This window comes from Neisseria macacae ATCC 33926, from assembly GCF_022749495.1.
In the GTDB taxonomy this organism is placed as follows: Bacteria; Pseudomonadota; Gammaproteobacteria; order Burkholderiales; family Neisseriaceae; genus Neisseria; species Neisseria macacae.
Map to the genome: position 1 here is coordinate 1,926,548 of NZ_CP094241.1, position 21,353 is coordinate 1,947,900.

At 53.5% G+C, this 21,353-nt stretch carries 22 protein-coding genes and 2 pseudogenes; 21 read left to right on the top strand and 3 right to left on the bottom strand.

Features of this window, described 5'->3' with window-relative positions:
- Window positions 1–154 precede the first annotated feature (154 nt).
- The 15 genes and pseudogenes from MON40_RS09255 to MON40_RS09330 all read left to right on the top strand — a co-directional run.
- Window positions 155–2,167, top strand: a complete 2,013-nt coding sequence (locus MON40_RS09255) for an LTA synthase family protein (RefSeq protein WP_003777652.1) — start codon at window positions 155–157, stop codon at window positions 2,165–2,167.
- 301 nt (window positions 2,168–2,468) lie between these two features.
- A complete protein-coding gene (locus tag MON40_RS09260; protein WP_039862881.1) occupies window positions 2,469–2,906 on the top strand; it encodes an acyl-CoA thioesterase in 438 nt (145 codons plus the stop codon).
- A 47-nt stretch (window positions 2,907–2,953) separates the two neighbouring features.
- Window positions 2,954–3,544: a LolA family protein gene (locus tag MON40_RS09265; protein ID WP_039862880.1), complete on the top strand. Its 591-nt coding sequence runs from the start codon at window positions 2,954–2,956 to the stop codon at window positions 3,542–3,544.
- A 550-nt stretch (window positions 3,545–4,094) separates the two neighbouring features.
- Window positions 4,095–5,003: a hypothetical protein gene (locus tag MON40_RS09270; RefSeq protein ID WP_039862923.1), complete on the top strand. Its 909-nt coding sequence runs from the start codon at window positions 4,095–4,097 to the stop codon at window positions 5,001–5,003.
- 37 nt (window positions 5,004–5,040) lie between these two features.
- Window positions 5,041–5,460 (top strand): nuclear transport factor 2 family protein, encoded by a 420-nt coding sequence (locus MON40_RS09275; protein WP_003777642.1) that lies wholly within the window; start codon window positions 5,041–5,043, stop codon window positions 5,458–5,460.
- A 115-nt stretch (window positions 5,461–5,575) separates the two neighbouring features.
- Window positions 5,576–5,821 carry a GNAT family N-acetyltransferase gene (locus MON40_RS09280; protein ID WP_009174195.1) on the top strand — a complete coding sequence of 82 codons (246 nt, stop codon included), beginning with the start codon at window positions 5,576–5,578 and terminating at the stop codon, window positions 5,819–5,821.
- A gap of 79 nt (window positions 5,822–5,900) precedes the next feature.
- The gene (locus MON40_RS09285) at window positions 5,901–7,058 is read left to right on the top strand and encodes a beta-ketoacyl-ACP synthase III (RefSeq protein WP_003777638.1); all 1,158 of its coding nucleotides are present in this window, start codon (window positions 5,901–5,903) and stop codon (window positions 7,056–7,058) included.
- 27 nt (window positions 7,059–7,085) lie between these two features.
- Entirely contained in the window at window positions 7,086–7,484 is a 399-nt protein-coding gene (locus tag MON40_RS09290; protein WP_003777636.1) for a DarG family dialkylresorcinol biosynthesis protein, read from the top strand.
- Window positions 7,485–7,715: 231 nt separating this feature from the next.
- A complete protein-coding gene (gene darH, locus MON40_RS09300) occupies window positions 7,716–8,708 on the top strand; it encodes a BtrH-related acyltransferase DarH (protein ID WP_003777634.1) in 993 nt (330 codons plus the stop codon).
- 81 nt (window positions 8,709–8,789) lie between these two features.
- Window positions 8,790–9,533, top strand: a complete 744-nt coding sequence (locus tag MON40_RS09305; RefSeq protein ID WP_039862879.1) for an SH3 domain-containing protein — start codon at window positions 8,790–8,792, stop codon at window positions 9,531–9,533.
- Window positions 9,534–9,578: 45 nt separating this feature from the next.
- Window positions 9,579–10,322, top strand: a complete 744-nt coding sequence (locus tag MON40_RS09310; RefSeq protein ID WP_039862878.1) for an SH3 domain-containing protein — start codon at window positions 9,579–9,581, stop codon at window positions 10,320–10,322.
- 45 nt (window positions 10,323–10,367) lie between these two features.
- On the top strand, window positions 10,368–11,111 hold the full coding sequence (locus tag MON40_RS09315) for an SH3 domain-containing protein (protein ID WP_003777627.1): 744 nt from the start codon (window positions 10,368–10,370) through the stop codon (window positions 11,109–11,111).
- A 28-nt stretch (window positions 11,112–11,139) separates the two neighbouring features.
- On the top strand, window positions 11,140–12,054 hold the full coding sequence (locus MON40_RS09320; RefSeq protein ID WP_009174199.1) for an ABC transporter ATP-binding protein: 915 nt from the start codon (window positions 11,140–11,142) through the stop codon (window positions 12,052–12,054).
- On the top strand, window positions 12,051–13,304 hold the full coding sequence (locus MON40_RS09325; protein ID WP_003777624.1) for an ABC transporter permease: 1,254 nt from the start codon (window positions 12,051–12,053) through the stop codon (window positions 13,302–13,304). Before MON40_RS09320 ends, MON40_RS09325 begins: the two co-directional genes overlap by 4 nt.
- Window positions 13,304–13,447: pseudogene (locus tag MON40_RS09330) on the top strand (transposase); the annotation flags it as partial. The gene MON40_RS09325 and the pseudogene MON40_RS09330, both read left to right, overlap by 1 nt.
- A 100-nt stretch (window positions 13,448–13,547) precedes the next feature.
- On the opposite strand, the gene MON40_RS09335 reads toward MON40_RS09330, so the two are convergent.
- Window positions 13,548–14,399 carry an alpha/beta fold hydrolase gene (locus MON40_RS09335; RefSeq protein ID WP_003767211.1) on the bottom strand — a complete coding sequence of 284 codons (852 nt, stop codon included), beginning with the start codon at window positions 14,397–14,399 and terminating at the stop codon, window positions 13,548–13,550.
- Between the two features lie 57 nt (window positions 14,400–14,456).
- Between MON40_RS09335 and MON40_RS09340 the strand changes: the two genes are divergently transcribed.
- Both MON40_RS09340 and MON40_RS09345 read left to right on the top strand, forming a co-directional pair.
- Window positions 14,457–14,894: a hypothetical protein gene (locus MON40_RS09340; RefSeq protein ID WP_242925882.1), complete on the top strand. Its 438-nt coding sequence runs from the start codon at window positions 14,457–14,459 to the stop codon at window positions 14,892–14,894.
- Between the two features lie 13 nt (window positions 14,895–14,907).
- Window positions 14,908–15,285 (top strand): annotated as a pseudogene (locus MON40_RS09345) (transposase); the annotation flags it as partial.
- A gap of 201 nt (window positions 15,286–15,486) precedes the next feature.
- On the opposite strand, the gene MON40_RS09350 reads toward MON40_RS09345, so the two are convergent.
- Together MON40_RS09350 and MON40_RS09355 are read right to left on the bottom strand one after the other, a co-directional pair.
- A complete protein-coding gene (locus MON40_RS09350) occupies window positions 15,487–15,942 on the bottom strand; it encodes a DUF6636 domain-containing protein (protein WP_003777618.1) in 456 nt (151 codons plus the stop codon).
- 31 nt (window positions 15,943–15,973) lie between these two features.
- Entirely contained in the window at window positions 15,974–16,375 is a 402-nt protein-coding gene (locus MON40_RS09355; RefSeq protein WP_039862921.1) for a hypothetical protein, read from the bottom strand.
- Window positions 16,376–16,676: 301 nt separating this feature from the next.
- Between MON40_RS09355 and MON40_RS09360 the strand changes: the two genes are divergently transcribed.
- The 4 genes from MON40_RS09360 to MON40_RS09375 all read left to right on the top strand — a co-directional run bounded on the left by MON40_RS09360 (window position 16,677) and on the right by MON40_RS09375 (window position 21,259).
- Window positions 16,677–16,967, top strand: a complete 291-nt coding sequence (locus MON40_RS09360) for a phosphopantetheine-binding protein (protein ID WP_003763573.1) — start codon at window positions 16,677–16,679, stop codon at window positions 16,965–16,967.
- Complete coding sequence (locus MON40_RS09365) at window positions 16,964–17,998, top strand: beta-ketoacyl synthase N-terminal-like domain-containing protein (RefSeq protein WP_003777613.1); 1,035 nt, start codon at window positions 16,964–16,966, stop codon at window positions 17,996–17,998. The genes MON40_RS09360 and MON40_RS09365 overlap by 4 nt, the downstream gene beginning before the upstream one ends.
- The gene (locus tag MON40_RS09370; protein ID WP_003777611.1) at window positions 17,980–18,714 is read left to right on the top strand and encodes a hypothetical protein; all 735 of its coding nucleotides are present in this window, start codon (window positions 17,980–17,982) and stop codon (window positions 18,712–18,714) included. Before MON40_RS09365 ends, MON40_RS09370 begins: the two co-directional genes overlap by 19 nt.
- 199 nt (window positions 18,715–18,913) lie before the next feature.
- Window positions 18,914–21,259 carry an MMPL family transporter gene (locus MON40_RS09375; RefSeq protein WP_003777607.1) on the top strand — a complete coding sequence of 782 codons (2,346 nt, stop codon included), beginning with the start codon at window positions 18,914–18,916 and terminating at the stop codon, window positions 21,257–21,259.
- Window positions 21,260–21,353 lie beyond the last annotated feature (94 nt).

The following is a 21,353-nucleotide window of genomic DNA, read 5'->3' on the forward strand; positions in this document are numbered from 1 at the left end:
AGTTGCATAGAAACGCCTAATAAAGCAGCGTCTGAAGCCCCTCCTATTCCCGATAATCCTTTGCCATATCTTGAAAGCCATACCGCTAAACCGTAAAATCACACCTTACCCAATTTGATATAAATTTACATCCAACCCATCTTACCCGCCAATTATGATGACCCGCCTTACCGCCTATCGGAAAACCCTCCTCATCTGCCTGATTTTATGGGCATCCATCATCGCCGTTTTCTCCGCCGAACGTTTCTTCATGCTGCACCATTTCGTTTCAGACGACATCCGCAGCCGTTATTCGGGCGACTTGGCGGCTTTGTTTGTCAAAGGGCTGCTGTTCGACATCAAAATCGCCTCCGTTGCCGCCGCCTTCCCCTTCCTGATCGGGCTGTTCGGACTGGCTACGCAGAAAACCGCCGCCTTTACCCTACGCCTCCTGCCTACCGTCGCAACCGTCCTTTTCCTGACCGCCTTCGCCGCCGCGCTGGGCAACTGGTTCTATTACAGCGTTTACGACCGTCAATTTGACGTCTTCGTCTTCGGGCTGGCGGACGAAGATACCCGCGCTGTCCTGAAAACCGTCTGGTCGGACTATCCCGTCATCCCCTGTCTTGTCGCCTTGATTGCCGCAGCTTTCGTTTTCGGCAAAATCTTCAGCCTCATCCGCCGCCGTACCCGCTTTCAGACGACCTCATGGGGGAAAACCGCTTGGATTGCCGCCATCCTCTTACCCGTCCTCGCGCTTGCCGCAGGCATACGCGGTTCGTTCGGCAAATTCCCCCTGCGTCAGACCGCCATGCAGATTTCCGCCGCACCGCAAATCAACAAACTCGTTCCCAACGCCCTGACCTCCCTAAGCTGGGCAATCAACGAATACCGCAACAGCAACGACTTCCACCCCGTCTCCGATGAAGACGGCAGCCGGCTCATCAGCACCCTGCTCGATAAAAAAACTGACGCCGACTTGACGCAGCTCTTTGCCCAAACCGCCGCAAACGCCGCCGTCGAAAAACACCGTCCCAACGTCGTTCTCACCGTCATGGAAAGCATGAGTGCGCATCTCTTGAACATGGACAATCCCGAACGGGACCTCTTGGGCGAACTGGTCAAACACTGGCAGCAAGACTGGGTGTACCGCAAATTCGTTTCCGAGGGAGACGGCACCAGCGACACCCTGCACCGCTTCTTCGTCCGCAGCCCGCGCCTCAACCTCAGCCAATCCCTTGCCAAAAACAAAACCTTCCCCGGCAATATGTTCAAACCCTATCTCGATGCCGGCTACCGCGTCGTCTATATTACGGCGGGCAACGGCGGCTGGCGCGATTTCGACACCTTCCTGCGGCACTTGGGCGTCAACGAAATCATCGATGAAAACACCCTCAAAACCCACTATCCCGAAGCAAAATCCGACACATGGGGTGTACCCGACGAATTCATGTTCCGTTATGCCGAAGAAGAACTCGCGCGCGCCGAAAAAAACGGCACGCCCGTATTCATCATGATGATGTCCGTGACAAACCATCCGCCCTACCGCCTGCCCGCGCCGCATCAGGCGAAAAACTTCCGTTTGGACGAACAAGAGCAAAAACGCCTTGCCAACCTCGCCTCAGGCAAAGAGCTGAATGAAATTTTCAACACCTTCCGATACAGCAACGACCAACTCGGCCGCTTTATCGGCAAAGTGAAAACCATCGCGCCCGACACCATTATCGCCGCCACCGGCGACCACAATATGCGCGCCATCGGCTATCCCGAATCCGCCGATGCCGCACTCGGCCACAGCGTCCCCTTCTACCTTTACGTCCCGCAAGCCTACCGCGGCAGCGCCGAATACCATCCCGAACGCGCAGGTTCGCACAAAGACATCCTGCCGACCCTCTACAACTTAAGCCTGTCCAAATCGCGCTACTACCAAACCGGCTGCAACCTCACCGCCCCGCAACCCGATTCCGCATGGTGCGGCTACGGCTACAACCCCGAAGTCATCATTACCGAACGCGGTTTCTATCATCAACACAGCAAAGCATTCCACAAATGGGACAACAAAAACATCCAAACCGCCGAAAGCCGCCCAAGCACGCCGGATAACGAAGACCAAGCCATTATCCGCCGCGCCTCGGCATATACGCCGTTTCTTGAATGGCAGATCAACCGGATTATCAGCACCCAATAAATCCGTTTATAGCCAAAGGTCGTCTGAAAAGTTTCAGACGACCTTTTTGCAAACCAACCATACCCCGGGCACTCCCGGCTTAAAGCAGATGCCGAACCATACCGTCATAGTGTAGTAAAATATAGTGGATTAACTTTAAATCAGGACAAGGCGAGGCAACGCCGTACTGGTTTAAAGTTAATCCACTATGAAACACACCTCAAACATCGCACCACATTACATCCGCGCAAACAACGCCTTACCGTTTGGCAGCAAATCCGCTATATAATCTATGCCGCTTGCGCCCCACACAAGGAACCTCATGAAAAAACACATCTACTGCCGCCACAGCTTTGAAATCGAAGTCCAGTTTTTCGATGTGGACGCCATGCACATCGTCTGGCACGGCAACTATGTGAAATACCTCGAAACCGCCCGCTGCGCCTTTTTGTCCGCCATCGGCTACGACTACAATGAAATGGCGCGGCAGGGATACAGCTGGCCGATTGTGCAGATGAACCTCAAATACATCCGCCCCGCCCGCTTCGGTCAAAAAATCCGCGTCGATATGGACATCGTCGAAATCGAAAGCTGCCTGCGTATCGACTACACGATTTATGATGTTGAAACCAACGAAAAGCTGACCCGCGCCTCGACCACCCAAGCCGCCGTTTCGCTTTCAGACGGCCTGATGCAGTTTCAAACGCCCGGCAGTTGGCTGGAAGCCGTGAAAAGGCATCCGACTTTTCAGGCCGTCTGAAACCGCAGCACAAACCCGACATCCGAAACATTCAAAGGAAATTGAAGATGAAAAAAACCATCGCCGCCGCCCTTCTCTCCCTCGCCAGCCCCGCCTTGTGGGCGTTTTCCACCGCCGAACTCGCCCAAACCCTGCAAAAACCGTCTAACGTACAGGGCGCGTTTACCCAGCAGCGGCAGTTGAAATCCCTGAGCAAACCGATGATTACCGGCGGGAAATTCGTCCTCATACCGAAAAAAGGCTTGTTGTGGCAAATGCAAAAACCGTTTGAAACCACCCTGCGCGTGCGTGCGGATGGCATCATGCAATGGAACGGCAGCGCATGGACCAACCCCAACCAAGGCAAGGTCGGACAAAGTCAGCAAATCAAGCTCTTCCTCGACCTGCTCGGCGGCAACACGCAAGGCTTGGAAAAACAATTCAACCTCGCCCTCTCCGGCACTGAAAAGCAATGGACGCTGAATTTGACGCCGAAAACCGCCGTTACCCGCCAGATTTTCAACCGCATCGCCATCAGCGGCGATAACGTGGTGCGTAAAATCGAGTTGGACGAAAAACAGGGCGACAAAACCGTGATGCAGTTCAGAGAGGTGCAAACCGGCAAGCCGCTGGACGATTTCTCCCAGAAAGCCTTGTAAGCGCCGCCATCCGACAGGCTTCCCGAAAGTCCGGGCCGTCCAAATCTCTCGAAAAAACAAACCTGACGGTCTGTTGCCTCCCCCTCTCCCCGTATGAGTGGAGAGAAAGCAGATTGTCAGAAAACCTGAAAACGGGTCGAGTTTAAGCGGCGTTAATCGGGCATTTATACCCGACAAATGCAGGCCGCGGCAGCGACGGAATTTCAGACGGCCTTTTCACCGCAACGGCAATCTTGCCCCCCTTCCCCTGCGGGAGAAAGGGCTGTTGCCAAATCTCAATACAGGCCTGCCTTTGTATCCGCCGGATGGTGTGCCGCCGCTATTTTTTATTCGGCGATTTCATATACATCTTTGCGGGCACAAGGTTTCGCAGCAAGCCTGCCTGAATGATGAAGGAGAGGCCGTCTGAAAGTCGTTTTCACGCCGGTTAAACCCTTTCAGACGGCCTCCGTTTCATCCGCCTTACCTTATTGTTCTTTAAATAATTTTACAGAAAAGCTATAATAGCCGTTCATCGAATAATTTTTGTTAATACATAATGGGAAACGACGTGAAAAAAGTGCTGCTGGTGTATTACTCGCAAACCGGACAGCTGGCGGAACTGGTGCGGAATTTCGCCGAACCTTTGCGGCAGGGCGGCGTCCATGTGGATTGCGTGAACCTTGAGCCGCAAGAGCCGTATCCGTTCCCGTGGTCGTTTTGGCGGTTTTTCAACACCTTTCCCGAAACCGTCCACCTGAAACCCGCGCCGATTCTGCCGCCCGCCATTCCCGCCGACGATTACGACGCCGTGGTTATCGCTTATACCGTCTGGTTCCTCTCTCCCGCCCAGCCGATTACCGCCTTCCTGCAACGGGAAGAAACCCGCCGCCTGCTCAACGGCAAACCCGTGGTAACGCTTATCGGCTGCCGCAATATGTGGTTGGGCGCGCAGGAAAAAATGAAGTCGCTTTTGGCACGCAACGGCGCGAAACTCATCGGCAACATCGTTAAAATCGACGCATGCAACAGCGCCGCCAGCTTCATCACCACCCCCGCATGGCTGCTGTCGGGCGACAAACAATACTTCCGCGCCCTGCCCTCCGCCGGCATCGCAGACGGAGAGCTGGCCGACGCGGCGCGCTTCGGTGCGAAAATGCGGGATACCCTGTTGCAAAACAAAACCTTGGACGAAACCCTGTTTCAAAACATGGGCGCGGCCAAGGTAAACGAAAAACTGATTTTCAGCGAAAAAGCCGCCGGACGCAGTTTTTTCCTGTGGGGCAGGCTGCTGATGGCCGCCGGACGTGTGTCCCCCCTGCTTCGCCGCACCCTGCTGTGTTTTTATATCCTGTTTCTGCTGGCTATGATTCTGGTGTTGGTACCGGTGAGCGTATTGGTGAAAAAACTGCTGCATCCGTTGCTTAAAGGCCGTCTGAAAAAACTGGCGGATTATTACGGCCAACCTTCCGGCGGATGAATCGGATTGCGGGCGGCAACCTGTAAGGAGACTGTATATGGACGATTTTGAACGCATTTACCGCGACTGGCACGAATATGCCAAAAACCGCGACACCGACGCGCTGATTGCGCTGTATGCCGACGACGCCGTATTTGAAAGCCCGCTGGTGCCCGCGATTATGGATACCGACAGCGGCATCCTGTGCGGCAAGGCCGAAATCCTGCGTTTCTTACAGGAAGGCACGCGCCGCCGTCCCAACGATTTGGTGCGCTGGTATCGGGACGGCCGCTATTTCGTTACGGGCGATACGCTGGTGTGGGAATACCCGCGCCAGACGCCCGACGGCGATCAGGTGGATATTTTGGAAGTGATGCGGCTGGAAAGCGGCAAAATCAAGCACCACCGCATTTATTGGGGCTGGTTCGGCACGCAGATGCTGACAGCTTCGGCACTCGCCAAAGCGGTTAAGGCTTGACGCCGGAAGCCGCACCGACGTTGGCAGAGGCCGTCTGAAAACGACCAAAATGTTTTACAGCAACGGCCGACGACAGTTTTGCTTTTCAGACGGCCTCAAATACAGAAAGCACTCCATGCCCGAAGTGATCCATTACCCCGAACGCCGCCGCTTCCAAATCGACATCAACGGTTTGGAAGCAGGCTACATCAGTTATACCGAACACAACGGAAGTTGGGACGTAGACCATACCGAAGTTTCGCCCAATTTCCGCAATCAGGGCATTGCCCGAATGCTGGTGGATGCGTTAACGGCATATGCCGAAGCACACGGCATCCCGCTCACCGCAAGCTGCGATTACGCGGCGCGGTTTATCGGCTGACCACTTATCATAGTGAGACAAAACAAGGCAAGGCAACGCCGTAGTATCCATATTTTGTTTCGCCATATAACAAAGAACCATGATTCCAAATAACACACTCAAAAACGTTTACCTCAACCGTACCACCGCCTTCCTGCCCAACACGCCCGTCGGCAATGATGCGATAGAAGCCGTACTCGGCATGGCGGGCGAGCTGCCCTCGCGCGTGCGGCGCATGATTTTGCGTTCCAACGGCATCCAAACGCGGCACTACGCCATAGACCCCGACAGCCGCCGCGCCACGCACACCAATGCCGAACTTGCCGCCGAGGCAGTCCGCCGGCTGTTCGCACAAGGCATCAAGCCTGAAGACATCACCAGTCTGTCGTGCGCCACGTCCTATCCCGACCAAACCATGCCCGGACATGGCGTGATGGTACACGGCCTCTTGGAGATGCCCTCCTGCGAAGTGTTGAGCATGGCGGGCGTGTGCGCGGCAGGCATGGCGGCGATGAAACACGCCTACAACGCCGTACGCACCGGCGAACACGCCCACGCCGTCGCCGTCGCATCGGAAAACGCTTCGGCGGTGATGCGCGGCGAAGTGTTCCAACACGAAACCGACCATAAAAAGCTGGAAAACGCCTCCCCCGAAATCGGTTTTGAAAAAGACTTTTTGCGCTGGATGCTGTCGGACGGAGCAGGCGCGGCATACTTGTCCGACCGCCCCAATTCAGACGGCCTCAGCCTGAAAATCCGCTGGATAGAGCTGCTCTCCTACGCCAACGAAATGCCGCCCTGCATGTATGCCGGCGCAGAATTCCGCGACGGCGTGTTCGAAGGCTGGAAACACGCCGATCCCGAATACAGCCGCCGCCACAGCCTGATGGTGGTCAAGCAGGACGTAAAACTATTGAACGAAAACATCGTCCGCTACACAGTAGAAAAACCGCTCGCGCAAATCGCCGCCAAACACGGCATCCGCGCCGACGAAATCGACTGGTTCCTGCCCCACTACTCTTCCGGCTTTTTCCGCGACCGCCTTTCAGACGGCCTGAAAAATATCGGCTTTGAAATCCCGCAGGAAAAATGGTTTACCAACCTCTACACCAAAGGCAACACCGGCTCGGCATCGATTTACATCATCCTTGAAGAATTTATGCGCACTTTCCCATTGGAGCGCGGTCAAAAAGTTTTGTGCTACGTTCCCGAAAGCGGGCGTTTCTCAACTTGCTTTATGCTTTTGGAAGCGGTATAGCAAACTGAAAAAAGGTCGTCTGAAACTATGGAAATCAAAGACATCCCGCAAGATGACAGCGAAAGCTACCACGGACATCTGAAAGTCATTTACGGCACACGCGACGGGCGCTACGAAGCCGGTACCAGCAGCGGCTGGCAGGACGAAGCCTACGCCACCGAAATGGCGGTCGCCGAACTCGACGAACAAACCCGCGCCGCCCGCGAAGCGGTGGCACGGGGCGAATATTCGCCGCTGTATTACCATATGTTCCGCTTCCGCCACGACGAAGCCGGTTTGGCAATGGCCGCGGGCGTATGGAAATGGCAGCTCCGCCGCCACCTGCGTCCCGAAATCTTCGCCAAGCTGCCCGACAAAACCCTGCAAAAATACGCCGACGCGCTGCAAATCAGCATAGACGAATTGAAGCGGACGGACGCGGATTAAGGCGAACCGACCTTTGCTGACGGCGGCAACCTGCCCTGATTTGTTTTTCAGACGACCTCATCTGTGTTTGAAACACAGCCGCCTAATCACTATAGTGGGCTCAGTTTAAATCAGGACAAGGCAACGAAGCCGCAGACAGTACAGATAGTACGACAAGGCGAGGTAACGCCGTACTGGTTTAAAATGAACCCACTATAAATTACTCTAAACAGACACCCGATTGACACCCTCATGACCGAATTCCCACACCAACATACCGCCCACTGCGAAAGCGGCGTAATGTCCACGCTGCTCAAATACCACGGCCACGACTTGGACGAAGCCATGATTTTCGGCATCGCCCATGCGCTGACCTTTGTCTGGCTGCCCGTCGTTAAGTTGGGCGGCATGCCGCTGGTTTCCTACCGCATCGCACCGCGCGGCATCATCAAAAACACCTGCAAGGCATTGGGGCTGAAATTGTCCGCCCGCAAATTTTCCAATGCCCAAAAGGGACAAGACGCGCTGGATGCCGCGCTTTCATCGGGCAAACTGGCGGGTTTGCAGACTTCCGTATTCTGGCTGCCGTATTTCCCGCCGCAAATGCGTTTCCATTTCAACGCGCACAATCTCTTGGTGTACGGCAAAGACGGCGGCGACTACCTGATCAGCGACCCCGTGTTTGAAACAGTGCAGCGCTGCGCCGCCGAAGATTTGCACCGGGCGCGTTTCGCCAAAGGCGTATTGGCCGCCAAAGGCATGATGTACACGCTGGAAAACGACAGGCCGTCTGAAAAAGTTAAGGCCGACTTACCCGCCATCATCCGCAAAGCCATACGCAAAAACGCCAAACAAATGCTCCCGCCCGTTTTTTTCGTCGGCGTCAAAGGCATCCGCACGTTGGCAAAAAACATCGAAGCCCTGCCTGCCAAACAAAATGCAAAATACCAAAAGCTGTTCCTCGGCCATCTCGTGCGGATGCAGGAAGAAATCGGCACCGGCGGCGCGGGTTTCCGCTATATCTACGCCTATTTCCTCGAACAGGCCGCCCGTATCTGCGACAACCCCGCGTTTCAGACGGCCTCGGAACAAATGACCGCCATCGGCGACCAATGGCGGCAGTTTGCAGCGATGTGCGTGAAGCAGTGCAAAAAGCCGTCCGAAAACGGCTGCCGCGAAATCGCCGCATTTTTGCGCAAGATTGCGGATGATGAAGAAGCGTTGTGGCGAGGATTGTTGAAATAATGGGGAATCATGCGGCATAACTCAATCCGCCGCGTACAGTTTTGAAATTAGGTCGTCTGAAAACTCAAAGAAATGATAAAAATGCGTTACTTAGCTGCTCTCTTATTATTGTGTTCCGCCCTAACCCATGCCGCACCGCCGAACGGCTTTGCCTTAGTGCATGATGCCGACGGACACACCAACTTCCGCGAAAGCCCTGATTTGAATGCCAAAGTCTTGGCAAAAATCCCCAACGGCACGCCGTTGGAATGTTTGGGTGATGGCGGCGAAGGCAGTTTGACTTTCTGTACTGCCCAGCTGCAACAACCTGCCGCAGAAGACTACGGTTTCATCCATTACAGCCGTCTGATATTTCCTGCCTCCGATAAAAGCTTCGTCCGCCTGCGCGAACACTTCGGTCGCGACGACACACTGACTTTGTCTGGCAACGGACAAACAGTACACATCGTTGCTCGGGGTATTCACCCTAAACGCAGTGATTTCTCAGGTATCAGCAAAAACAAATATACCGCTCGCCTTTATCAAGGCAAACCGTTCTACGGCACAGACAGCACCATTCCGAAAAGCGTGTTCGCGCTTGAACGTATCACGCTAAACGGTCAAACGGTTCCCGCTGCCGAACTGCAAGGACTGTTCTCGCCCGATTTTGCCGCCACTGCACGCGGCAGCAATGTATATCAAGGCTGGGAAGCCTATTACCGCCGTACCGACAAGACACTTTATCTATTCGGTAGACAAGGCTCGGGCGCCGGTAGTTTCGATGTCTGCTTTATATTTAAGGACGGCAAATTCCAGCGCCGCTATTTATGGAATGCTGCGCTATAAATATCGCTAAAAAAGGTCGTCTGAAAACTCAAAGAAATGATAAAAATGCGTTACTTAGCCACTCTCTTATTATTGTGTTCCGTCTTAACCCACGCTGCGCCGCAGGACGGCTTTGCCTTGGTGCATGATGCCGACGGACACACCAACTTACGCAAAAGACCTGATTTGAATGCCAAAGTCTTGGCAAAAATCCCCAACGGTACGCCGTTGGAATGTGTGGAAGAACTCAATGAAACCAGGTCGGACTTCTGTTTTGTTCAGCTACAACAGGCAAGCGCCGACGATTCTGGCTTTATCCATTACAGCCGTCTGATATTTCCCGCCGCCGACAAAAGCTTTGTCCGCCTGCGCGAACAATCAGGTCGCGACGATACGCTGACTTTGTCCGGCAACGGACAAAAGGTACACATCGTTGCCCGCCGCATCCACCCCAAACGCAGTGATTTCTCAGGTATCAGCAAAGACAACTTCACGGCGCGTCTCTATCAAGGCAAACCGTTCTATGGTGTCGACTCTATCATTCCCAAAAGTGTGTTCGCGCTTGAAAGCATCACGCTAAACGGTCAAGCGGTTCCCGCTGCCGAACTGCAAGGACTGTTCTCGCCCGATTTTGCCGCTACTGCACGCGGCAGCAATATCTATCAAGGCTGGGAAGTTTATTACCGCAGCAGCGATAAGACGCTTTATCTGTTTGGCAGACAAGGTTCAGACGGCAATCCTTTCAGCGTTTGCTTTATATTTAAGGACGGTAAATTCCAGCGCCGTTATTTATGGGGTGCTGCGATTTAAATATCGCTCGAAAAGGTCGTCTGAAAACTCAAAGAAATAATAAAAATGCGTTACTTAGCCACACTCCTATTATTGTGTTCCGCCTTAACCCATGCCGCGCCGCCGGACGGCTTTGCCTTGGTGCATGATGCCGACGGCTACACCAATTTGCGCGAAAATCCTGATTTGAATGCCAAAGTTTTGGCAAAAATTCCCAACGACACGCCGTTGAATTGCGTGGGCGAAGCCAGTAACGACAATCCGAATTTCTGTACCGCACTGTTGCAACAGGCTGCCATCGGCGATTACGGCTTTATCCACCGCAGCCGCCTGATATTTCCCGCCTCCGACAAAAACTTCGCTACACTGCGTGAACACTTCGGTCGCGACGACACACTGACTTTGTCCGGCAACGGTCAAACGGTACACATCGCCGCCCGGCGCATCCACCCCAAACGCAGCGACTTTTCAGGTACAGCCCCAAATAGTGACAACGCTCCTCTCTATCGGGGCAAACCATTTTATGGCACAGATGGCTCCATTCCAAAAAGCGTCTTTGCCATAGAACAGATCACGCTAAACGGTCAAGCAGTTCCCGCTGCCGAACTGCAAGGGCTGTTCTTGCCCGATTTTGCCGCCACTGCACGCGGCAGCAATGCGTATGATGGCTGGGAAGCCTATTACCGCCGTACCGACAAGACGCTTTATCTGTTTAATTCGGTGAATAATGATGCCGGTTCTTTCGGTATGTGTTTCGTATTTAAGGACGGTAAATTCCAGCGCCATTATTTGTGGGATGCATTACTATGAATATTCATTAAAGGGCAATTTGGAAGCCATGATTCAAATCCAATCCCTCTCCCACCGTTATCCCAAAGCCGAAACCGCCGCGCTGGACAATGTGTCGTTCGATATTGCCGACGGCGAATGTTTGGGGCTGCTCGGTCATAACGGTGCGGGGAAAACGACGCTGATGTCGCTTTTGGCAGGCTTGCAGGAAGTACGGCAGGGCGAAATTTTGTTTGACGGCAAGCCGTTGCGCCTGTTGAGCCGCAGCGAGCGGCAGAAAATCGGTTTGGTGCCGCAGGATTTCGCGTTTTATCCGCAGCTTTCTGTGTGGGACAACCTGCTGTTTTTCGCCTCGCTTTATAAAGTACGCGACAAGGGTCGTCTGAACGCGCTGTTGGAACAGACCGACCTGACCGCCCACAAAAACAAAGCGGCAAAGCATCTTTCGGGTGGACTTAAACGTCGTCTGAATTTTGCCATCGGCCTGATTAACACGCCGCAACTGGTGTTCCTCGACGAAATCACAGTCGGCATCGACCCGCAGTCGCGCCGCTTTATCCTCGACAGCGTGGCGGATTTGACACGGCAGGGGGTAACGGTGGTTTACACCTCGCACTATCTGTCGGAAATCGAGCAGCTTTGCGGCAAAATCGCGCTGCTGCAACACGGCAAGCTGGTGTACCACGGCGGTTTGGACGAGCTTTTAAGCACGCAAACAGGCGTCGTGCGTTTTACCGTCGAACCGCCGCTGCCGCCTCAAACGCTGGCCGCCTTGGGTGCAAAGCAAGTGGACAGCCGCGGCATGATGGAAACGGCGCACGATGCCGCCGCCGTTTACGCCGCCCTGCAACAAAGCGGCGCGCAAATCCGCTACTTCCAGCAGGGACACGGTTCGCTGGAAACGTTTTACCTTGATTTCCTGCGCAAAGATGAGCCAGCAACAGATAAGCAAAACCCACAATGACAACCTCTTCCCTCCTCAAAGAACTCAAACTGCTCTGCCGCGACCTGCACGGTTTGGCCGTGTTGTTTGTGATGCCCATCGCCTTCATGCTGATTATGTCGTTGGCGCTGAGCCGCGACCAAGACCCGCACACCGACAGCCGCATCGCGCTGGTCGGCGCGGCAGACGACAGCGTCAATACCGCGCTGGCAGCCGCGTTGGAAAAAGAGCAGATTCATGTCACGCTGATGTCGTCTGAAAAACTGACCGACGCGCAAAACGGTCTGCACGACAAGCGTTTCCAACTGGTGCTGCACAACCCGAACGCCGCCTCCGGCAAAATCGCCGACAACAAAGCCTTGCAAATCTATGTACCGCCCGATACCGAGCCTTCATGGCTGGCGGCGGTTAAAGGCGTTTTGCAGCAGCACTACACCCAAACGCGGCTGGACGCTTATTTCGACAACAACGACGGCATCAAAATCGACAATAAAAAACTGCCCCGTTCCATCCGCAAAGACATCCAGAAAAAAGTCGATGAAAAAAACGACGAACAATTCGCCGCCGTGCGCAGCTTTTTAGATAAAAAAATGCTGGAAGAACACTATCTGAGCGCAGGCAGCGGCACGGTGGAAAAACCCAACGCCGTACAGCACAGCGTACCCGCATGGCTGATTTTCGGTATGTTTTTCATTATGATACCGCTGTCGAACGTCATGGCGCTGGAACGCCAGACCAACACCATCACCCGCCTGCGCCTCGCCCGCGCCTCCGCGTCCGGCCTGATTGCCGCCAAACTTGTCCCCTATTTCCTGATTAACCAGCTCCAATTTGTCGGAATGCTGCTGCTCGGCCGCTACCTGCTGCCCGAAATCGGCGTGCCCGCCCTCATACTCAACGGCAGCCTTGTTCCCTACGCGCTGCTGTCCGCCGCCGTCAGCGCCGCCGCACTCGGCTACGCGCTTTTGGTCAGCGTCTGCGCCAAATCCACCGAACACGCCGTCGTCCTCGGCGGCGGCGGCATCATCCTGATGGCGGCAATCGGCGGCATTATGGTACCCGCCCACGTCATGCCCGAAACCATGCAGCAACTCACTTGGATTTCCCCGATGGCATGGGGCTTGAAGGCTTTTCAAGAACTGCTGCTCAATCGCAGCGGACTGGACGGAATCAGCCGCTACCTCATCCTACTGTCCGCCTTCTCCTCCACGACCCTGATTGCCGCCGTGCTGGTTTACCGCAGGCAGTTGCAGACGCAGGTACGGTTTTAAAACTAGAAGCTACTAACAACCTCATCAAAGTCATCAAGCAAAACGCTTTCGGCTTTCGGAACTTTGACAATTTTAAAACTAGAATCCTCATCGCTTTGAACATCAAAAAGGAGAGGACTGATTTAGTCCTCTCCAGATTATAACTTTTCATCAACCCACTACAGTTGACAAAGAGCCCGAAAAAGAGGGATAAGTTGCAGATAAGTGAAAACCTCTAAAGTTGGAAAACTTTAGAGGTTCATGCTAAGGTTGAAAATGCTGGTGCAAGATAGCAAAGTAATCCTGCGGATTATGAAGAAATGGGAAGTGGCCGCTGTTTTTAATCGTAAAGACTTGGGCGCTAGGGTAGCGGCTGATGACAAAATGTCCACTGGCACCAAAAATATCATTGTCACCAAAGGTCACAGTGATAGGAAAAGGAGGATGTTCTAGGCGGGGCAAGAGAGGGTAGGCAGTGATTTCCTTTCTCGTTTGATTGCTTGCCTGGACTGAAACATTGCTCATGTCTAGTTTCACATCATGAAAGGCTGGATAGTCGGCATTGTAATTACGGACAACTTGGCGAAAGAGAGCCTGCGAAGCCTTGGAACTACCGAGACCGCCAAGCAGAGTGTTGAGCCCCATTTTCGTCCACTCAAGAAAAGTGCAGTGTTTTCGATTGTAGCGCATCATCTCCTTTTCCATTTCTTGCCACTGGGAGCCTGTCCCTGTTCCTGACGAGGAAAGCAAGAGACTAAGGAGGCGGTCGGGATTTTTATTGGCGTAGATTTGCGCGTACAGACCGCCCCAGGAATGTCCAAAAAGGTGAAATTTTTCTAGTCCGAATTGGTTGGCGATTGTGTTAATGTCTGCTATGTAGGCTTCTATGCTATAATCACCGCTCAGGCAGGGAGATTTTCTGGTTCCCCGCTGGTGAAAGGTGATGATTTGGAAGTTTTCTTCAAACTCTGGCGCAAACCAAAGAAAGTCGTCAGGTGCTCCCGGTCCACCGTGTAGCAAGATAATCGTTTCCTTGTCGGGATTGGGGTAGCAGATGGTGTAGAGCTGGTCGGAGCCATTTCGGATCATCGTTTCGATTTTTTGAGAATGAGTCATCGTTTTCCTTTCTTTTAATAGAGCGTCCACCACTGATAAAGAGACCAGTAGAGGAGATTGAGTATTGTAATAAGCGAAGCGCTGCTGGTTAAGCAGGTCAAGACCTTTTTACTCTTGCTCACTTGGAATTTGGAGCGCATGAAAAATGGGGCAATCAAGCTAATCAGAAGGCTAGCACCTATTGCCGCAAAGCCCATAGAAAACCAAACACGGTCGCTTTGTGAGCTACTAAGTTTTAGGACGCTTTGGATAAAGAAGAAAAGTAGCAGCATGGTAGACAAAATAAGCCCACAAGTCAGGTGTTGCCAGAGCGACCAAGCAAAGGGAGCAGACTGGCTGTTTTTTCGTGTTTTTGGTAGTAATTTTCAATCTTCTGACCGATTTGGTCGTAAGGTGTGCCTGACGGCAACTTTTGCTCATCAGCTTGGACTTGCGCCGCTCCAAAAGCGAGCAAGCCACAGCTTACTAACGCCACAGCGTTTTTCAAAAGCTTGAAAATCATTACAATGACATGTTTAGCCCCTACTACGATATTGCCAGAAAACTATTTCCTTCTGCGAAAATTGTCCTCGACCACTTTCACATTGTACAACATCTTCAAGAGAAAAAAACTGAGCATTTCTTTGGACTCATTGAAGATACCATTTCTTATGTAAATCCTATTTTTCAAACTGTTTTTAAGACCTTCTTGAAAAACAAGGATAAGATCCTGAACGCACTGGAACTGCCCTACTCAAACGCAAAACTAGAAGCTACTAACAACCTCATCAAAGTCATCAAGCGAAACGCTTTCGGCTTTCGGAACTTTGACAATTTTAAAACTAGAATCCTCATCGCTTTGAACATCAAAAAGGAGAGGACTGATTTAGTCCTCTCCAGATTATAACTTTTCATCAACCCACTACAGTTGACAAAGAGTCTAAAAAACCTTGTCAAAACCATAAAAAAGGCTGTCCGAAATTATGTTTAAATTTCGGACAGCTTTTTTTTAGAGCTATAACAATTTCAAATTGCTTCGATAATCAAGACAACCCCATAGCAACTCTATTGTTAACCCCATCAGGTAAACATACGGCCACTATATGTATTAAAACAACTTCTGCATTTTTTGGCTAACCTTAAACCCATGTTTATCTTGATTGGAGCAAGTCACCTCCGAACCAGAAGCCGTACATTGCCAGCCATTGCCTTTCACTGTTTCTCCGTCTTTCAAGATACGGGCTTTAGGATTAAAAGGAAAATCACTGTGGCAAACCATATCTGCTTTGCCGGTTTTACCTAAGAAAAATGTTCCGCCCCATTCGAGGTCGCAATCCTTGGGACGCGGTAAAACAGGTTTGCCTTTAATTTCAGTCAGACATGATATACCCTGAGCCAAATCAGATGTTTTCGCATCGCCGCCGCAATAAATCTTACCGTTTCCGGCACGAAAATCGATGTTATACAGCCCGCTATTTATCTCATTTTCAGTTCCTTCCGAAGAAGGTGCCGCAAAAGCTGCAACCGAGAAAGTGAGCGATGTCAAAATAAATAATTTTTTCATATAAAGATTCCCATATAGTGGATAACAGAGGTTAAAAACGTTTCAAGGCTTTCAGGTGCGCTTGTGATTGTTCAATGCTGCATTTAAGGATATACCAATCAGCCGCAGATTTCAGATCATTGTCATTTTTCGGGTCAGAGCAAAGTTGCTCTTTATACTCTCCCCAAGTTTTACGTACCTTATTAAAATAAGAAGCTGGCAAACCATGTAAGGCAGCATCTTTATTCTTTACCCGTTGGTACAGTATTTTATATTGTTCATCAATTTCTTTTGCCAGTCGCCCATCCAGTATATCTAGGCAATCGTAGTCAACCTCTTCAATATTTTCCAGCATGCTTTTAGGGCAAACATCTTTATTATGGGCAGCATTTTCTTGCGCATAACAAAAAGCCGTACCCATTAAAGCCACAGAGAAAAACAATACTTTTTTCACTTTTTCAATGTTCCTTAAATTTGTAAAAAATCGGCGCATTATAACCACACCGGCAGCATGATGCATAACGTATCAAATTTTAGCCATCCATATTTTATCTGCTTTTTCTAAATAAAACCCAATCATTTTAAGTTTCTTTATCACTCAGTTTTAGCAAGACATTTGCATTTGAGCGAGATAGGCAGATAGAGGCATGATAAAATGCTGCATGAGAAATTAAAATTATATCAGTTTGGAAAACCTTAGGCCGTTTGAAAACACAAGCCGACATCCATCCCCACCCCAAACACGAAAGCAAAAAATGTCCTACACCTTTACCTTGGCAGAACACGCGCTGGAAGCGGAATTGAAAAAGCTGATTCTGCAAGAAGCCGACAAGACCGATGATGTTGCTGCTGAAGACTTTACCGACGATGCGCCGTTGTTCGGCGACGGCAGCCCTGTCGATTTGGATTCGCTCGACGCGCTGCAAATCTGTGTCGCGCTGCAACAGTATTTCCAAGTGCGGCTGCAAGGCGACCGCATGGTGCGCAAGCATATGATGTGCGTGCGCGATTTGGCGGCGTTCGTCCGCGCGGAGCATGGAGCGTGAGCTGGGTTTGCGGTACGGCGGCCACTTCCGCGCTGAATCCGCAGGCGGATTTCAGACGACCCGATGCGGTGTCTTATACGTTTTTAAACCAGCCGCAGCAGGCCGCTTATTTCCGCGCTTTTGCCGACGACAGCTTGGGGAGTACCGCTTTTGCAGATATTGCCGAACAACATTTGCGCCGCGCCGCCGAAGATGCCGGATGGCCGTCTGAAAGCTGGCACGACGCGCCGGTGTTCATCGGTTCGAGTTCTTACGCCATCGCCGAATACGAAAACCGCCGCCGCGCGGGCAATACGGACATTGGGGAACACGGCCTGCTCTATCTTGCCGAAGATTTGCGCAAACGCAGCGGCAACCGGCAGATTTTCAGTTTGGCGACCGCCTGCACCTCGTCTGCCCATGCGCTGATTCAGGCAGACAATTGTTTGCGCGGCGGGGCGGAACGCGCCTTCGTCCTCGGTATCGAAAACCTTAACCACCTGACCCTGCTGCATTTTCACAGCTTGGGTTTGTTTACCGAACGCTATCGGCCCTTCGGCGGCAACGGTCTGATTTTGGGCGAAGGTGTCGCCGCACTCGCCCTCTCTGCCTCGCCACCCGACTGTACAGGCCGTCTGAAACTCGTCGGCCACGCCGCCAATACCGGCAACGACCTGATTCAAAGCAACAGTAAGGCGTTGGAACAAGTTATCAGCCGCGCCTTAAACATCGCCGCCGTTGCACCCGAAAACATCGCCGCCGTCAAAACCCACGGCATCGGTACCGCCGACAGCGACGCCGCCGAACTGGCTGCGCTGGAAAACGTGTTCGGCGCACTGCCGCCGCTGATGGCGTTCAAAGCGCAAATCGGCCACACCCTCGGCGCAACCGCCGCCCTCGAAACCGCGCTGCTCTTGTCCGCCCTGAAACAAGGCGGCGGCACCGATTATCAAGGACGCGAAATCCGTTTTTCAGACGACCTTTTCTGTCTCGCCAACCATTTCGGTTTCGGCGGCAGCAACACAGCTATGGTATGGCAATGGCAATCATAAACCCCGACATCCGCATCACCGCCGCCGCGCGTTTCGATACCGAAGCCGCCGTCGGCAACAAAATCCTCAAACAAACCTTGCAACAGCAAAGCGGCACGGACGCCCGCCGCCTCAGCCGCCTGAGCCTGATTGCCGCACTAGGTACAGACCTGCTGCGCGGACAAGGCAAAATCCGCCCCGATTGCGCCGTCTTCCTCGGCACGCCGTTTTCCTCGCCGTCCGTGTTTGAAAAAATGGCGGACAACGTGCTCAACCACCATGCCGCCATGCCTTTCGACTTCATCGCCAACCTGCACAACGCCCCCGTTTTTCATGCCGCGCAAACCCTAGGCACGCACGGCGCAACGTTGGCGGTTGCCACCGAACGCCATTTGGAAACCCGTTTCCACCCCCTGCTGCTCGCCGCACAATCCTTGCCAAACGGCGGACAGGCCGCAGTCGGTTGGGCATACGAACACCAAGCCACCCACGCCGATACGCGCGAAGGCAGCATTTGGATTTTGCTCGAACACGGCGCGGAACACGGCGTTCCCGTTACCTTGGGCGGACAAACTAAAGAAGCTGAAAGGCCGTCCCGTCAGGCGGCTGCGCACTCTGAAACGCAAGGATATTATTGGCAGGATGTTGCCGATATTTTAGAAACATTGTGCCTTGCCGACGATTTATCATCTGACAAACCCAACCCAATCATGATGGCGCGCGCAGAAATTCTATGAGGTCGCAAACGCGAAACGTGTTCCGAAATACGTCGCTGCCTCCGCGCCGACAGGTCGTCTGAAAATCCGAAACTGTCTTCTGTTTCAAACACATTTTCAGACGACCTGTTTCTTTCCCCTGCCGATTATCCATTCGGATTGTCAATGCACCCGACTTCCCCATAAAATGCCGTAGACACACTTCAAACCCATTTGAAAAATGATGACTACCTACCGCCGCGCCTACACCATCTTCACCGCCCTGCTGACCCTGTTCCTCATCTACACCGTCTCCACGCAAAATTGGCTGCAAACCGACCTGACCGCGCTGCTGCCGAGCGAACAGCAGCCTGACGCGCTTTTGACGGCGGCGGACAAGGCGGGCGAAGAGCAGTTGAACACGCAGGTGATTTTGCTGGCGGGCAGCAAAGACGCGGAAACGGCGTTTCAGACGACCTCCGAGATTGCGGCTTTGTGGCGTAAAAGCGGTGTGTTCGAGCAAGTGGACAGCAGCGTGACGCCCGACTTGGACAAGGTGCGCAAGGACATCGGCAAGCTGGGGCTGGCACTGCTGCCAAACGAACAGGTGCGCCTGCTGTTTGAGCATCCGCAAGCGTATTTTCAGGCGCGGGCGGAAGCGGCGGTCAACCCGTTTGCCGCGCCCTCGCCTTTGTCTTTGGAACAAGACTGGCTGGGCTTCGGGCGTTTTGTCGCAGGCAAAGCGAATCCGCAAAGCCGTTTGCAGTGGAACATGGACAACGGAATGCTGTTCACCGAAGGCGATGACGGGAAAACTTGGGTTTGGCTGCGCGGACGGCTGGCGGCGGGCGACAATTTTTCCGGCAACGACGCCCTCCTGCCGCTGATGGCGGAAAGCCGCAAACTGGCAAAAGCCAAAGGCGCGGACACGTTGGCGGCAGGCGGCGCGCTGTTTGCCGCCGCATCCAAAACAGAGGCGGAGCAGGAAAGCCGGCTGATGAGTACGGTCGGGATGCTGCTGACCTTCGCGCTGCTGCTGTGGGTATTCCGCAGCGTCCGCGTGTTCTGGCTGACGCTGCCTTTGGCGGCGGGTATGCTGACCGGCCTGGCGGCGGCTTTGCTGTTCTTCGGCGAAGTGCATATCCTGACCATCGTCATCGGCACGAGCCTGGTCGGGATGTTGGTGGATTTCCCGCTGCACTGGCTCGCGCCTTCGGTATTCGGCACACGGGTGAAAAACGGCAAAACGGCTTTTTCAGACGACCCCGTCTGGCAGGCAGAACCCGCCATGAAACATGTCTTGCCGAGCTTTACCGTCAGCCTGCTGATTACGGTATTGGGCTACGCGCTCTTGTGGTTCACGCCGCTGCCCGTATTGCGGCAGACCGCCGTGTTTTCAGGATTTGCGCTGGCGGGCGCGTTTGGCGCGACGGTGTTGTGGCTGCCGCCGCTGTTTCAGCGTTACCGCGCCAAAACCGTGCCGTTTGCCGCGCTGACCGAACGGCTCTACGCGCTGTCGGGTCGTCTGAAAATCCGTCTGCACAAACGCGGCTGGCTGATGGTCGGCAGCGTGTTGCTGGCGGTCGGGCTGTGGCGTAGCGACTGGCGCGACGACATCCGCCAGTGGGTCAACATGCCGTCTGAAATGCTGGCGGAAGTGCAACGCATCGGGCAGTTGAGCGGCGCGGATTTCGGCGGCAAATACTTGGTTGCCGAAGCGCCGAGCGAAGACGCTTTATTGATGAAAACCGCCGAACTCGGCCGCGCGCTGCAACCTTTAGTCGCGCAAGGCAAGCTCGTCAGCTTCCAATCTCCCGACCAGCTCCTGATGCCCGTATCCGAACAGAAAAAACTGCAAAACCGCCTGCGCGAGCTGTCCAAGCTGCCCGAAAGCCGCCAACCGCTTGTCGATATCGGCATTCCGCACAAAACCCTACGCAACGCGCTGCTGCAAGCCGCCGATGCGCCGCCGCTGACGCTTGCCGACGCGCTGAAAACCGATTTGGCGGAAGCCTGGCGGCCGCTGTATTTGGGTGAAGTCGAAAAAGGCCGTTTCGCCGCCATCGTGCGCCTGAACGGCATGACCGACGACACCGCCGTCCGCTCCGCCGCGCAAAGCGTAGCGGGCGTACATTGGGCGGACAAACGCGCCCACCTGAACGACCTTTTCCACCATACGCGCAATCAGGCGGCATGGTTGAAACTGGCCTCCTACGCGCTGGCATGGCTGGTTTTATGGCGTATGTTCGGCATGAAGCGCGGCACCAAAATCCTTGCCGTACCGCTTGCCGCCGCTGTCTGCACCGTCGCCGTACTCGGTCTGGCAGGCATCCCCGTCAGCCTGTTCGCCATGTTCGGCCTGCTTTTGGTGTCCGCCATCGGCGTCGATTACGCCGTCTATGCCCTCACCGCGCGACACAGCGCACCCGCGCGGCTGGGCGGGATGCTGCTCGCCGCCGCCACTACCGCCATCTCCTTCGCCCTGCTCGCCCTAAGCGGCACGCCCGCCGTCGCCGCCTTCGGCATTACGGTCACGGTCGGCGTAGCGTTCAATATTTGGCTGGCGGGGGCTTTGTTGAAAGATTGATGTTTAAAATTTAAAAAACAAAAAGGTCGTCTGAAAACAGGTTGGCGCAAAATCCGCCATACCCGTTTTCAGACGACCTTTTTGACAATATCAA

Bases quoted from the DNA above. Each gene is read 5' to 3' on its own strand.
- darH (WP_003777634.1), top strand. From the start codon at position 7,716: ATGACCGAATTCCCACACCAACATACCGCCCACTGCGAAAGCGGCGTA.
- MON40_RS09335 (WP_003767211.1), bottom strand. From the start codon at position 14,399: ATGACTCATTCTCAAAAAATCGAAACGATGATCCGAAATGGCTCCGAC.
- MON40_RS09325 (WP_003777624.1), top strand. From the start codon at position 12,051: ATGACAACCTCTTCCCTCCTCAAAGAACTCAAACTGCTCTGCCGCGAC.
- MON40_RS09375 (WP_003777607.1), top strand. From the start codon at position 18,914: ATGATGACTACCTACCGCCGCGCCTACACCATCTTCACCGCCCTGCTG.
- MON40_RS09310 (WP_039862878.1), top strand. From the start codon at position 9,579: ATGCGTTACTTAGCCACTCTCTTATTATTGTGTTCCGTCTTAACCCAC.
- MON40_RS09370 (WP_003777611.1), top strand. From the start codon at position 17,980: ATGGCAATGGCAATCATAAACCCCGACATCCGCATCACCGCCGCCGCG.
- MON40_RS09360 (WP_003763573.1), top strand. From the start codon at position 16,677: ATGTCCTACACCTTTACCTTGGCAGAACACGCGCTGGAAGCGGAATTG.
- MON40_RS09280 (WP_009174195.1), top strand. From the start codon at position 5,576: ATGCCCGAAGTGATCCATTACCCCGAACGCCGCCGCTTCCAAATCGAC.
- MON40_RS09315 (WP_003777627.1), top strand. From the start codon at position 10,368: ATGCGTTACTTAGCCACACTCCTATTATTGTGTTCCGCCTTAACCCAT.
- MON40_RS09275 (WP_003777642.1), top strand. From the start codon at position 5,041: ATGGACGATTTTGAACGCATTTACCGCGACTGGCACGAATATGCCAAA.
- MON40_RS09305 (WP_039862879.1), top strand. From the start codon at position 8,790: ATGCGTTACTTAGCTGCTCTCTTATTATTGTGTTCCGCCCTAACCCAT.
- MON40_RS09260 (WP_039862881.1), top strand. From the start codon at position 2,469: ATGAAAAAACACATCTACTGCCGCCACAGCTTTGAAATCGAAGTCCAG.
- MON40_RS09350 (WP_003777618.1), bottom strand. From the start codon at position 15,942: ATGAAAAAATTATTTATTTTGACATCGCTCACTTTCTCGGTTGCAGCT.
- MON40_RS09265 (WP_039862880.1), top strand. From the start codon at position 2,954: ATGAAAAAAACCATCGCCGCCGCCCTTCTCTCCCTCGCCAGCCCCGCC.
- MON40_RS09320 (WP_009174199.1), top strand. From the start codon at position 11,140: ATGATTCAAATCCAATCCCTCTCCCACCGTTATCCCAAAGCCGAAACC.
- MON40_RS09255 (WP_003777652.1), top strand. From the start codon at position 155: ATGATGACCCGCCTTACCGCCTATCGGAAAACCCTCCTCATCTGCCTG.
- MON40_RS09290 (WP_003777636.1), top strand. From the start codon at position 7,086: ATGGAAATCAAAGACATCCCGCAAGATGACAGCGAAAGCTACCACGGA.
- MON40_RS09285 (WP_003777638.1), top strand. From the start codon at position 5,901: ATGATTCCAAATAACACACTCAAAAACGTTTACCTCAACCGTACCACC.